Here is a 12,722-nt window from a genome sequence, read left to right as displayed (position 1 = left end):
GTCCGGGTCTTGCGACACATGCGCGAATGCGCATATGTTGGGCGCATGGGACTCGGACACGACCACGGGCACACCGCCCCGGCGACCGATGCCGCGCGACGTCGGCTGTGGCCCATGGCTGTCGGCATGGCCGCCATCGGCGGCTTCTTCGTCGTCGAACTCACCGTCGGGATCGCGGTGAACTCGCTGGCCCTGATCGCGGACGCGGGGCACATGCTCACCGACGTCGTAGCGATGGCGATGGGCCTGACGGCCCTGCTCCTCGCCCGGCACGGTGGTACGGCGGGGGAGAAGACGTTCGGGTGGCACCGGGCAGAGGTGTTCACCGCTGTCGCCAACGCCGTCCTGCTCATCGGCGTCGCGGTGTTCGTGCTCTACGAGGCCGTCGAACGGCTCGGCACCGACCCGCAGGTGCCCGGGCTGACCCTGATCATCGTGGCGTCGGTGGGCCTCGCCACCAATCTCGTCGTGATGCTGGTGCTCCGCGCCGACGCCGAGGGGAGCATCGCCGTCCGCGGCGCGTACATGGAGGTCCTCGCCGACGCGGTCGGCAGCATCGGCGTGCTCGTCGCGGGTGTGATCGCACTGACCACCGGGTGGGGGTACGCCGACATCGTCGTCGCCGTGGTGATCGCGCTGTGGGTCGCACCGCGGGCCATCAAGCTCGCCGCCGATGCGCTGCGCATACTGAGCCAACGTGCCCCCGCGCACGTCGATGTCGACGCGGTCCGGGCCGACCTCGCCGCACTGCCCCAGGTCCACGACGTGCACGACCTGCACATCTGGACCCTCACCACCGGAATGGACGTGGTGACGGTGCATCTCGGCAGTGACGCCGACAACGCCGACGTGCTCAGCGCCGCACGGACGGTGCTGAGCGACCACGGTCTCGAGCACGCGACCGTCCAGATCGACCCGGTCGCCATGCAGAAGGACTGCCACCGCGACCTGACATGGTGAGGCGATAAGCGGTGGCATCGCGACGGCCGATCGCGTCAGGATGTGCCGCGTGACCGCCGAACTCGACCGCCTGCACCGCAAACCCGACCGGGCCGGTGACCGTGCCCTCCTCGACGATCTGCTCGACGAGGTGACCGTCGGGACCCTGAGCACCGTCGTCGACGGTCTCCCGTGGTCGGTGCCGATGCTGTTCGCCCGCGACGGCGATCGCGTCATCCTGCACGGCTCCACCGGCGCCGGCGCGCTCCGTCATGTCGCCGACGGCGCCCCGGCAACGTTCACGGTGTTCGCGCTCGACGGGATCGTCGTGGCCGACGTCCTCTTCGACCACTCCGCCAACTACCGGTCGGCGGTGATCCGCGGGGCGCTCGAGACCGTCCGAGACGAGGCCTCGTCGACGCTGGATGTGCTGAGCGACAAACTCATCCCCGGTCGGGTGGCCGAGGTCCGCGACCATTCGCGCAAGGAGATCGCCGCGACGACGACGCTGGTCCTGCCCATCGTGGACGGGCAGTGGATCGCCAAGGCCCGTAGCGGACCTCCCGGCGAGCCGGAGGACCCGACGTTCTGGACCGGCGTGGTGCCGGTCCGGACCGTCTACGACCCGCCGGTCACCGCGACCGGCGCAACGCCGCCCGACTCGGTTCGTCGGCTCGTCTCGGGCCGTGAGACGCGGACCACCGTCGAGGATCAGCGCCAGAACACGACAAGTTGATAGCCCAGCGAGGCCAATGTCGACGGCACACCCGAGCGGTCGAAGATCCAGTAGATGACGTCGAAGAAGGCGCGGTTGACGGGCGGCAGGATCAGCAGGACGAAGACGATGAGGAAGCCGTACTGGCCGATCTGCGCCATGGACCGTCGTGTCTGCGGTGACAGATACGGCTCGACGGCGCCGTACCCGTCGAGTCCGGGCACCGGCAGCAGGTTGAGCACGGCCGCCGTGATCTGGAGGAAGGCGAGCATCCCCAGGGCGGACCACAGATTGATGGTCCCGAAGTCGATGGAGTCGATCCGTGAGCGGAGCACGGCGAGCAGTGCCACCGCGAGGAGGATGTTGGCCGCCGGGCCCGCAAGGGACACCACGGTCCGCTGCCCCTTGCTCATGGCGGCGGTGTTCACGTAGACCGCCCCGCCGGGGAACCCGATGCCCCCCAACAGGATGAGTACCAACGGCAATGTGAGCGACAGGCCCGGATGGGCGTACTTGCGGGGGTCGAGCGTCAGATAGCCCCGCAGTTCGGCGTTCGCGTCACCGAACGCGAAGGCGGTGACGGCGTGGCCGAACTCGTGCAGGCACAGCGACACCACCCAGCCGCCGACGACGAGCATCAGCGCCCCGACGATCGACGTCGCGTTGCGACCCGGGTCGGAGTGCGCGAGCACGACGCCGCCGACGACGGTCACGGCGACGACGCCGAGGAAGACCGGGCCGGGCCGCACCGAGCGGGCGATCGCCGTCGCGGTGCTCACGGGCGCACCAGCGTCCAGTCGTCGGCGTGCCGGTAGACCGTCGAGCGGGGGACGGGTCGGGGCGCACGCACGCCGTCGCGGTCGACGACGATGTCGACGCCACCGGTCTGCACGGCGCGACCGGCGATCCAGCGTGTGCGGAGACGACGCGGGATCGCGCCCTCGACGCCGGGTTCGTGCGCGGTGGGCCGGATCCGCACCTCCCGTGTGCGGCCGGAGAACAGCCGCTCGCTGTCGACGTAGGTCTCGCCGGTGAACGGACCGTCCACCCCGTGCTGCGACACCTCGCCGACGATCACCACCGCGGCGTCGTCGCGGATGAGCGGGACCGTCGTCGCCGTGCCGGTGAGCGCGAGTTCCGCGGCCGCCTCGCCGTGGGGGAGGCCGTAGACGCGGGTCGCCGGCGTCGCGACGGGCGCCACGTACGCGACCTCGAGGTCGAGGCGCTCGGCGATCATCAGCCGTGAGAGCACCCCGGAGAGCACGGCGTCGGGCCGGTCCACACCGCCCACGACGACGACACGGACGACGTCGAGCGGGGCTGCCGCCTTCGCGACGGCCGCACGCATGTCGTCGCGGGCGAGGGTGGTGCGGATGACCGGGAGGTCGGCGAGGGACGCCGGCAGATCGGCGTCGGCGGCAGCGATCACCGCCGGTCGGGCGGGGCTCGGCGCAGTCATGGCCCGATCTCCGTCTCGTTCGTCTGCGCGGCCGCCGCGAGTCAGTGTGACCGGCGACGCACCGAGCCAGTAGGGTTGTCCCACGGTTCGGGTGACACCCGTGCCGGAAGGAGCACGATGCCTGCGATCGTACTGATCGGCGCGCAGTGGGGGGACGAGGGCAAGGGCAAGGCCACCGACCTCCTCGGCGAGAAGCTGCAGTGGGTGGTCCGCTATCAGGGTGGCAACAACGCGGGCCACACCGTCGTCCTCCCGAGTGGCGACCAGTTCGCCCTGCACCTGATCCCCTCCGGGATCCTGACGCCCGGCGTGAAGAACGTCATCGGCAACGGTGTCGTCGTCGACCCGGGTGTCCTGCTCACCGAACTCGGTGGCCTCGAGGAGCGATCGGTCGACACCAGTGGTCTGCTGCTCTCGGCCGACGCCCATCTGCTGATGCCGTACCACGTCGCCATCGACAAGGTGACCGAGCGCTTCCTGGGCAACAAGAAGATCGGCACCACCGGCCGCGGCATCGGACCCTGCTACCAGGACAAGATCGCCCGCGTCGGAGTCCGCGTCGCCGACGTCCTCGACGAGAAGATCCTCAGCCAGAAGGTCGAGGCCGCGCTGGAGATCAAGAACCAGATCCTCACCAAGATCTACAACCGGCGTGCGCTGGAGTCCGATCGTGTCGTCGACGAGGTGCTCGGGCAGGCCGAGGGGTTCAAACACCGCATCGCCGACACCCGACTGCTGCTGAACCAGGCGCTCGAGCGCGGTGAGACGGTCCTGCTGGAGGGGTCGCAGGGAACGCTCCTCGACGTCGACCACGGCACCTATCCCTATGTGACGTCCTCGAATCCGACCTCCGGCGGCGCGGCCGTCGGGTCCGGCATCGGTCCGACGCGCATCACCACCGTGCTCGGCATCCTCAAGGCGTACACGACGCGCGTGGGGTCGGGCCCGTTCCCGACCGAGCTCTTCGACGAGTGGGGTGCCTACCTCGCGAAGAACGGTGGTGAGGTCGGTGTGACCACCGGTCGCGCCCGTCGGTGCGGGTGGTTCGACGCGGTGATCGCGCGCTACGCGACCCGGGTCAACGGCATCACCGACTACTTCCTCACCAAGCTCGACGTGCTCTCCAGCCTCGACACCGTGCCGATCTGCGTCGCCTACGACGTCGACGGCGAGCGTGTCGAGGACATGCCGATGACGCAGACCGGGTTCCACCACGCGACCCCGATCTACGAGGAGATGCCCGGGTGGTGGGAGGACATCTCCGGCGCACGCACATTCGCCGACCTGCCGAAGAACGCACAGGACTACGTCCTGCGTCTCGAGGAGCTCTCGGGATCGCACATCTCGTGCATCGGTGTGGGTCCGGGACGCGACCAGACCATCGTGCGGCGCGACATCCTCTGACAGTCGGGCAATACGGTCGGGGTTCGGTCACCCTCGCCGTCAGACGGCTGCGCGACCGCGCTCGCCGTGCCAGAGTGGGAGATGGCTGCCGACGCCCCAGCCCGGCGTCGTCGCAGCCGTCGACAGCACCGTGTGGTGAGCAGAGTCCACACGGACACCACCGTGACCGCCTGCCCGCACGTCGGAGGTGCGGGCCGGACGTGCGCGCCGGCCCCAGGAGCGTCCGTGCCCGACGAACCCGATCGTCCAGTCGCCGAATCTTCCGCTTCCCGAGCCGATTTCCGGCCATTGTCGCAGGACGCGGCGGCAGATCCGCCCCGCGACGTCGAGATCGTGGTCGACGGACGCGTCATCCCCGCCGTGGCCGACCGGCCCGCGATCGAGGCGCTCATCGCCGACGCCGGTGAGAAGTGGCCCCGGGTCTGCTATCACCCCGCGCTGGGCGCACTGCAGACCTGCGACACGTGCATGGTCGAGGTCGACGGACAGGTGGTGCGTGCCTGCGCGACCACCACGACCGCAGGCCTCGAGATCGGCACCGAGGGAGAGTCGGCCGCGGCCCGTGAGGAGGCGGCGCAGCGGTTGATACGCAAGCACGTCCTCTACTGCACCGTCTGCGACCACAACGACGGTGCCTGTGAACTTAAGAAGGGCGTCGAGGCGTCGGGACTCACCCACGAACGGAACCCGTTCCAGCCGAAGCCGTATGAGATCGACGACTCGCACCCGTTCTACCGCTACGACCCCGACCAGTGCATCCTGTGCGGACGCTGCGTGGAGGCCTGTCAGGACGTGCAGGTCACCGAGACACTGTCCATCGACTGGGAGTCGGACAATCCCCGCGTGCTGTGGGACGGTGGTGCGCCCGCGGGCGAGTCGTCGTGTGTGTCCTGCGGCCACTGCGTGACGGTGTGCCCGTGCAACGCACTGATGGAGAAGACGATGCTGGGCAGGCACGGCCTGTTCACCGACTGGCCGGAAGAGACCCGCGAACCGGCGATCGACATCGTCAAGGGGGTCGAGCCGACCACCGGTTACCTGCCGCTGTACGCCCTGAGCGACGCCGAGGCGACCGCGCGTCAGGCCGTGACCTCGGTGACCAAGACGGTCTGCACCTACTGCGGTGTCGGGTGCAGCTTCGACGTCGAGACCCGCGGCCGCGAGATCCTCCGCATCCAACCGCAGTTCGAGGGACCGGCGAACTCCATCTCCACCTGCGTCAAGGGCAAGTTCGGCTGGGATCACATCAACGCCCCCGACCGGCTGACCCGCCCGCTCGTCCGGCGCGGCAACCGTTTCGCCGAGGTGTCGTGGGCCGAGGCGATGGACACCATCGCCGAGCGGATGACAGCGATCATCGATCGCGACGGATCCGACGCGGTGGCCGTCATCGGGTCGTCGAAGGCGACGAACGAGGAGTCGTACCTGACGCAGAAACTCGCGCGTCAGGTCTTCGGGACCCACAACACCGACAACTGTTCGCGCTACTGCCAGGCGCCGGCGACCGAGGGGCTGTGGCGCACGGTCGGATACGGCGGTGATGCCGGGTCGATCAGTGACATGGAACGCGCTGCGCTGGTGCTGATCGTCGGGTCGAACACGTCGGATTCACACCCGGTGATCGCCGCCCGGCTCCGCCGCGCACACAAGTTCTCCGACCAGCAGCACATCGTGGCCGATCTGCGCGAGCACGGATTGGCCCAGACCGCAGACGTCTTCATCCGACCGGAACCGGGTACCGACCTGATCTGGCTGTCGGCGGTGACCAGGCACATCCTCGACGAGGGCTGGGCCGACGAGGACTTCCTCTCCGACCACGTCAACGGTCTCGACGAGTACCGGGAATCGTTGGCGCAGTTCACCATCGCCTACGCCGAAGAGCGCACCGGCATCCCGGCCGAGAAACTGCGCGACGTCGCGCATCGGGTGGCCACGGCGGACTCGGTGGTCGGGTTGTGGGCGATGGGTGTGACCCAGCACCACATGGGGTCCGACACCTCGACGGCCATCTCCAACCTGTTGCTCGTGACCGGCAACTACGGCCGACCCGGCACCGGTGGGTATCCGCTGCGGGGCCACAACAACGTGCAGGGCTGCAGCGACTTCGGCACCATCAACTCGTTCTACACCGGGTACCAGCCCCTCGGGGACGACGAGGTGCGCGCCAAGTTCGAACGTGCCTACGGGCGTGAGTTCTCCACCGAACCCGGCATGGACAACCACGAGATGGTCGACGCCGCGCACGACGGTCGGCTGAAGGCGCTCGTCGTGGTCGGCGAGGAACTCGCCCTCGTCGACGCGAACATCCACTACGTGCAGGAGGCGATGGAGAAGCTGGAGTTCTGCGTCGTGTCCGAGCTGTACTTCTCCCGCACCTGTGAGTTCGCCGACGTGGTGCTGCCCGCGGCGGCGTCACTGGAGAAGGACGGGACGTTCACCAACACCGAGCGTCGGATCCAGCGGTTGTACAAGGCGATGGAACCCGTCGGCGACGCGAAACCCGACTGGCAGATCCTGCAGGACATCGCCTCGCACATGGGCTACGAGTGGGGGTTCACGCACCCGTCGCAGATCATGGACGAGATCGCCGGGCTCACACCGTTGTTCGCCGGCGTCCGCTACGACCGACTGGAAGGGTACGACTCGCTGCAGTGGCCGGTCGCCGAGGACGGCACCGACACCCCGCTGCTCTACACCGACGGCTTCCACTTCGACGACGGCATGGCCCGCCTGCACCCGGTGGACTTCCGCGAGCCGGTGGAGAAGCCCGACGACAAGTACCCGTTGCACGTCAACAACGGTCGGGTGCTCGAGCACTTCCACGAGGGCAACCTGACCCTGCGGTCGGCCGGGCTCACCCACATCGTCCCCGACACCTACGTCGAGATGAGCAGGCGGACCGCCGAGTCGTACGGCGGCCTCGCCACCGGTGACTGGGTGCGGCTGGTCTCGCGCCATGGCGAGATCACCGCGCGGGTGCTGCTGTCGGAGCAGGTCGCCGACGGGCAGCTCTGGGTGCCGATGCAGGCCGCCGAGATCAACTCACTCACCTCCAACGAGGTGGACCCGGACTCGCACACCCCCGCCTACAAGGAGATCGCGGTGTACCTCGAACGTGCCGACGGCCCGCAGGAGGTGCGCGGTGGGTCCCGCCGCGGGGCCGACCGGGGACGCAAGGGAGCCCGTGACCTCGAGGCTCATCCCGACGGCTCACCCCTGCCGCGCCATCACCACCGCTACGGGAACCCCACGCCGCAGGTGGGTGTGGAGGTCGAGCGGAAATGGGCACGTGCCGACTACGTTCCGCCACCCGAGCCCGAACCCGACGGGGCGACGGCGTGAGGAGGGATCACTGATGGCTCGCTCACTGGGGTACACCCCGCCCACACCGCCGGACACGGCCGCATCGGACGAACTCGACGACCTCGTCGAGGCATTGCACGACAGTGGACTGCTCCGCGCGCTGGCCGGCGGTGCACGGGCCTACCCGACACTGCTGAAGACGCTGCTCGACGCGATCGACGCCGACAGCCTGCGCGCGGTGCTCGCGGTCGCGGGCGGACTGCGTGACCTCGACCCGGACGAGGCCGAGCGTCTCGCCGGGGGGATCCGCCGGGCACGGTCGGATGCGGCGGCCGCCGCGACCGCGAAGCCCGAGGGCCCCGTGGCGCTGGCGCGTCGTCTCCGCGATCCCGACACACGTCGCGGACTGTCGGCCGCACTGGCCGCGTTGGCCGCCATCGGGGGCGCCCTGCGCGACGACAAGTGCTGAGGCCGCGGGCGGTCGTCCGCGGTCGGTACAGCTAGCCGAGACCGAGGACGAGCCCGGCGACGACGAGGACGACCGCGGTCCCGCCGTGCACGCTCAGGGCGTGGCGGCGGGTGCCACCGTTGGTGACGACGATGATCGCGTCGCCGATGGGGGTGACCGCCGCTGCGAGCAGGGCCCACCCGAACACATGCGTCCCGCCCGCGGCGAGGACGACCAACGGCACGAGGCCGGAGGTGATGTCGCGGACGCCCTTGATGCTGGTGAATGCGCGGCGGCGGTCCTCGGGGACACCGAACCCGGCGGTGGCGATCGCCGGCGCCACCAGGAAGCGGCCACCGATGAACAGGATGAACAGACATCCGAGGACAGCGACTATCAGTGCGGCGATGGTCATGACGTAACCCTTCGTTCGTTGTCTAACGTCGTTCTGTAACGACGTTAGACTCAGAGGCACGTCGTTGTCTACTGCTGTTACATAACCTGGCTATGTATCATCGGGGCATGAGTCCCCGGCCCGCACCCGACCTCGACCGCCGTCGCGAACAGATCACCCGCACAGCGCGCGCGGTGGCCGACGTCGAGGGATGGGACGCCGTCACCATGCGGCGGCTCGCCGCCGACTTGGGGGTCACCCAGCCCGTCATCTACTCGGCCTTTCCGGGCGGTCGGCAGGCGCTTCTCGACGCGGTCGCGCTGAGCGGTTTCGAGGCGATCGCGGACGCACTGAGCAGCGTTCCCTCCGAGCCGCGCGCGCGGATGCAGGCGTACCTCGAGTTCGCCACCGACCGACCCCGCCTGTACGAGGCGATGTTCCTGATGCCCTCTGGGCTGACATTCGGCAGCGACACGGGCCCCGATCCGCTGCGCCGGGCGTTCGCCGCGTTTCAGGACGCATTCCCCGGCCCGGATGACACCGAGGCGGAAGTCGCGTGGGCGACCGTCCACGGCCTGGCGACGCTCGAGATCGGCAAGCGACTTCCCGCCGTCCGGTCGCGCGACCGGCTCGACCACGCCTCCCGAGTGTTGTCCGGGAACTGAGCCGTCGATGGCCACAGGTGCCGCGCCTGCCCTACCGCGGAGGCACTGTCAGGGCCACCTCCACCCGCCGAGCACTCCCGCGCACCGAGTCTCGGGACACGACCGTGACCCGCCTGCACCGGATCGATACCCCCGAGAGTGCCGCCGTGACCGGGTAGGTTGCTCACGGGTACCCGGACGTGCCGGGTGGACGAGACCGGAGTGGGTGACGTGTGCGGCTGATCCGTCGCGACTACGACTACGGCTCGATGCTCCTGGGGTCGACGAGCGAGAACCGCCGTACGCAGCGGATCCGCATCCAGATCCTCCTCACCTTCTCCATCGTCGTGTCGAACGCGATCGGCGCCGTCATGGCCGTCGTGCTGGCGAGTGTCGGGATCCCGGAGCCGAGCGTCTTCCACGCCAAGTTCTGGTGGGTGAACTTCATCGCGCTCCCGGTGTACGTCGGTGCCGCACTCGTGGTGGGGGCCGTCACCGGGACCACGATCATCGTCCGGCAGTTGCGCTGGGCCATCCGCGACCAGGTCCCCACCCCGACGGAGGCGCGTCGCGCGCGGTGGATCCCGTGGAAGCTCACCGCACTGCAGGCCGTGTTCTGGATCGCCGCGGTCATCATGTTCACGATCTGCTACGGCGTGCTCGAGCCCATCCTCATCCCGAAGATCTTCCTCGTCGTCGGACTCTCCGGCACCGTCGTCTGCGCGATCTCCTATCTCCTCAGCGAGTTCTCGCTGCGTCCGATCGCAGCGCGGATCATCGCCGCCGAGGCCGGCTCCGCCCGTCGCCGTCGGGGTGCGCTGCGCACCCGGGCGTTCATCTCGTGGTCGGTGGGCTCGGGCATCCCGATCGTCGGGATGTTCCTGGTCGTGTCGTTCTCGCTGCTGCGCGACCAGACCACGAAGACCGACGTGTTCGTGGGCATCACGGTGCTCGCGGCGACGGCCCTGTTCACCGGTGTGTTGCTGACGGTCCTCAACACCACGCACGTCATCGCCCCGGTCCGCACCGTCGCCTCGGGGATGACGAAGGTCAGCCGGGGTGACACCGACGTGTCGGTCGTCATCTTCGACGACACCGAGCTCGGCGAACTGCAGGCCGGTTTCAACGCGATGGTCGAGGGGTTGCGCGAACGCGAACGGTTGCAGGACCTGTTCGGGCGTCACGTCGGTCGCGATGTCGCCGAGGCCGCACTCTCCAGCGACCCCGAGCTCGGGGGGACCGAACGCACCGTCGCGGTGGTGTTCGTCGACGTCATCGGCTCGACGACGCTGGCCACGGAACGCGAACCCGCAGAGGTGGTGCGGATCCTCAACCGGTTCTTCGCGGTCATCGTGACCGAGGTCGAGGAACGCAAGGGTCTGGTCAACAAGTTCGAGGGCGACGCGGTCCTCGCGGTGTTCGGCGCACCGATCGACCTCGACGACTCCGCGGGTGCCGCCCTGGCCGCGGCCCGCGCCATCTCGTCGCGCCTGGCGCAGGAGGTGCCGGAGCTCTCGGCCGGGATCGGCGTCGGCTACGGGCCCGTGGTCGCCGGGAACGTCGGCGCCATCCAACGATTCGAGTACACCGTCATCGGTGACACGGTGAACGAGTCGGCCCGCCTGAGTGAGCTCGCCAAACGTGATCCCACCCATCCCCTCGCCAGCGGTGCCGCGATCGACGCCGCCCACGACGAAGGGCGGTACTGGGAGGAGCAGGAGACCATCACCCTCCGTGGGCGTACCGCGGAGACGGTCGTCCACGTCGCGCGCTGACCGACGTCAGCTCCCCGATCCGCGCGAACCGCGATCCGAGAGCCCTTCGGCGAGGTCGAGTTGGCGCAGGACCCGTCGGAGGACCTCGTCGTCGATGCGCCCGGCGTCGCGCTCACCGATGAACACCTCGCGCTGGGTCTGCAACAACTCGGTGCGCAGGCGACTGAACACCATCGACGGACTCTCGCCGATCTCGTCCTCGCCGCGGCCGAGTTCCTCCCAGGCGAGGTTCTTGCGGGACTTCAGCCAGCGCCGCAGCACCTGCACCTGGTCGTCGTTGGCCTCGCTCGGCGGCAACTCCGCGGCGAGCTCGTCGAGACGCGCGCCGGCTGCGCGCCCGGCGCGGTCCTGCGCCGCGGCCAGCGCCAACAGGTCCGATCGGCGCTCGTTGCCGGTGACCCCGAGGCGACGGATCAGCCACGGCAACGACAGGCCCTGCAGCAACAGGGTCCCGACGACCACCACGAACGTCAGGAAGATGATCTCGTCGCGGGCGGGGAACGGGTCGCCGGAATCGGTGGTCAGCGGGATCGCGAAGGCCGCGGCGAGGCTGACCACACCCCGCATCCCCGACCAGGCGAGGACGAACACCGCCGCCGGGGTCGGCGGCGACTCCCGGTCGCGGATCCGCCGCGACAGCAGTCGTGGCACGTAGGTCGCCGGGAACATCCACACGATCCGCACCAGGATGACGGCCGCGAGAACCGCGACGGCAGTCCAGACGATCGCGCCGAGGGAGTGGCCTCGTAGCCCGCGGATCACCTCGGGCAGCTGCAACCCGATGAGCAGGAAGACGAACGACTCGAGCATGACGTCGATCGAGCGCCACACCGCGTTGTCCTGCAGGCGGGTGGCGTAGCCGTCGCGGGCCGATCGCTGCCCGAGGTACAGCCCGACGACGACCACCGCGATGACCCCGGACGCCTGGAGTTCCTCGGCGACGAAATAGGTGGCGAACGGGATGACGATCCCGACCGCGGTCTCCATCGGGGGATCGGTGAGCCACAGGCGGATCCGCGAGACGACCACACCGAAGGCCAACCCGACGACGACGCCGCCCACGGCCGCGAGGGCGAACAGTCCGATGCCGCCCCAGGCCGTCGTGGTGGCGCCGACCGCGGCCCCGAGGGCCAGTCGGTAGGCGGTGAGCGCGGTCGCGTCGTTGAGGAGACTCTCGCCGCCGAGCAGGGTGGTGATCTTGCGCGGCAACCCCAGTCGCCGACCGATCGCGGTCGCCGACACCGCGTCCGGGGGCGCGACGACGGCGCCGAGCACCATCGCGGCCGCGAGCGGCAACTGCGGCAGCGACCAGTACGCCACGAACCCGACGACGACGGCACTCACCAGCGGCAGGGCGACGGCGAGCAGGCCGATGGCCCGGGCGCTGCGGCGCAGCGCGACATAGGAGCTGTCCTGCGCCGCGGAGTACAGCAGCGGCGGGAGGATGACGAAGAGGACGACGTCGGGGTCGAGCACGAGCGTCGGCAGTTGCGGGATGAAGCCGACCCCGAGGCCGACGACGACCAGGATCAGCGGCGACGCCAGCTGGTAGCGACGGGCGAGTGCCGCGACGCCGAGCGCGATGACGGCGACGGCGATCAGGGAGGCATCCACGGGGACCTCTCGGTTCGGAGCGGACGG

Annotated in this window: 11 protein-coding genes; 7 read left to right on the top strand and 4 right to left on the bottom strand. The window is 69.5% G+C overall.

Annotation, left to right across the window (positions count from 1 at the left end; translation table 11 throughout):
* The first annotated feature begins 45 nt into the window (after positions 1 to 45).
* Complete coding sequence (locus ACXVUM_RS04835) at positions 46 to 960, top strand: cation diffusion facilitator family transporter (protein ID WP_458520706.1); 915 nt, start codon at positions 46 to 48, stop codon at positions 958 to 960.
* 49 nt (positions 961 to 1,009) lie between these two features.
* The gene (locus ACXVUM_RS04830) at positions 1,010 to 1,675 is read left to right on the top strand and encodes a pyridoxamine 5'-phosphate oxidase family protein (protein ID WP_458520705.1); all 666 of its coding nucleotides are present in this window, start codon (positions 1,010 to 1,012) and stop codon (positions 1,673 to 1,675) included.
* On the opposite strand, the gene ACXVUM_RS04825 is transcribed toward ACXVUM_RS04830, so the two are convergent.
* Together ACXVUM_RS04825 and ACXVUM_RS04820 are read right to left on the bottom strand one after the other, a co-directional pair.
* Positions 1,651 to 2,433, bottom strand: a complete 783-nt coding sequence (locus ACXVUM_RS04825; RefSeq protein ID WP_458520704.1) for a site-2 protease family protein — start codon at positions 2,431 to 2,433, stop codon at positions 1,651 to 1,653. The genes ACXVUM_RS04830 and ACXVUM_RS04825 overlap by 25 nt on opposite strands.
* Positions 2,430 to 3,113 carry a hypothetical protein gene (locus ACXVUM_RS04820; RefSeq protein ID WP_458520703.1) on the bottom strand — a complete coding sequence of 228 codons (684 nt, stop codon included), beginning with the start codon at positions 3,111 to 3,113 and terminating at the stop codon, positions 2,430 to 2,432. Before ACXVUM_RS04820 ends, ACXVUM_RS04825 begins: the two co-directional genes overlap by 4 nt.
* 117 nt (positions 3,114 to 3,230) lie before the next feature.
* Here ACXVUM_RS04820 and ACXVUM_RS04815 point away from each other — a divergent pair, with 117 nt between their 5' ends.
* The 3 genes from ACXVUM_RS04815 to ACXVUM_RS04805 all read left to right on the top strand — a co-directional run bounded on the left by ACXVUM_RS04815 (position 3,231) and on the right by ACXVUM_RS04805 (position 8,289).
* On the top strand, positions 3,231 to 4,517 hold the full coding sequence (locus ACXVUM_RS04815; protein ID WP_458520702.1) for an adenylosuccinate synthase: 1,287 nt from the start codon (positions 3,231 to 3,233) through the stop codon (positions 4,515 to 4,517).
* Between the two features lie 162 nt (positions 4,518 to 4,679).
* On the top strand, positions 4,680 to 7,859 hold the full coding sequence (fdhF, locus tag ACXVUM_RS04810) for a formate dehydrogenase subunit alpha (RefSeq protein WP_458520701.1): 3,180 nt from the start codon (positions 4,680 to 4,682) through the stop codon (positions 7,857 to 7,859).
* 13 nt (positions 7,860 to 7,872) lie between these two features.
* On the top strand, positions 7,873 to 8,289 hold the full coding sequence (locus tag ACXVUM_RS04805; protein ID WP_458520700.1) for a DUF1641 domain-containing protein: 417 nt from the start codon (positions 7,873 to 7,875) through the stop codon (positions 8,287 to 8,289).
* 31 nt (positions 8,290 to 8,320) lie between these two features.
* On the opposite strand, the gene ACXVUM_RS04800 is transcribed toward ACXVUM_RS04805, so the two are convergent.
* The gene (locus tag ACXVUM_RS04800; protein WP_458520699.1) at positions 8,321 to 8,683 is read right to left on the bottom strand and encodes a DUF4267 domain-containing protein; all 363 of its coding nucleotides are present in this window, start codon (positions 8,681 to 8,683) and stop codon (positions 8,321 to 8,323) included.
* A 107-nt stretch (positions 8,684 to 8,790) separates the two neighbouring features.
* On the opposite strand from ACXVUM_RS04800, the gene ACXVUM_RS04795 reads away from it, so the two are divergent.
* Both ACXVUM_RS04795 and ACXVUM_RS04790 read left to right on the top strand, forming a co-directional pair.
* On the top strand, positions 8,791 to 9,327 hold the full coding sequence (locus ACXVUM_RS04795) for a TetR/AcrR family transcriptional regulator (RefSeq protein ID WP_458520698.1): 537 nt from the start codon (positions 8,791 to 8,793) through the stop codon (positions 9,325 to 9,327).
* Positions 9,328 to 9,575: 248 nt separating this feature from the next.
* Positions 9,576 to 11,081, top strand: coding sequence for an adenylate/guanylate cyclase domain-containing protein (locus ACXVUM_RS04790; protein WP_458522783.1), 1,506 nt, complete (start codon positions 9,576 to 9,578; stop codon positions 11,079 to 11,081).
* A gap of 6 nt (positions 11,082 to 11,087) precedes the next feature.
* On the opposite strand, the gene ACXVUM_RS04785 is transcribed toward ACXVUM_RS04790, so the two are convergent.
* Positions 11,088 to 12,695 carry a Na+/H+ antiporter gene (locus ACXVUM_RS04785; protein WP_458520697.1) on the bottom strand — a complete coding sequence of 536 codons (1,608 nt, stop codon included), beginning with the start codon at positions 12,693 to 12,695 and terminating at the stop codon, positions 11,088 to 11,090.
* Between the last annotated feature and the right edge of the window lie 27 nt (positions 12,696 to 12,722).

The sequence above is a fragment of the Williamsia sp. SKLECPSW1 genome, from assembly GCF_054332755.1.
This window is presented reverse-complemented; position numbering and strand designations above follow the sequence as displayed.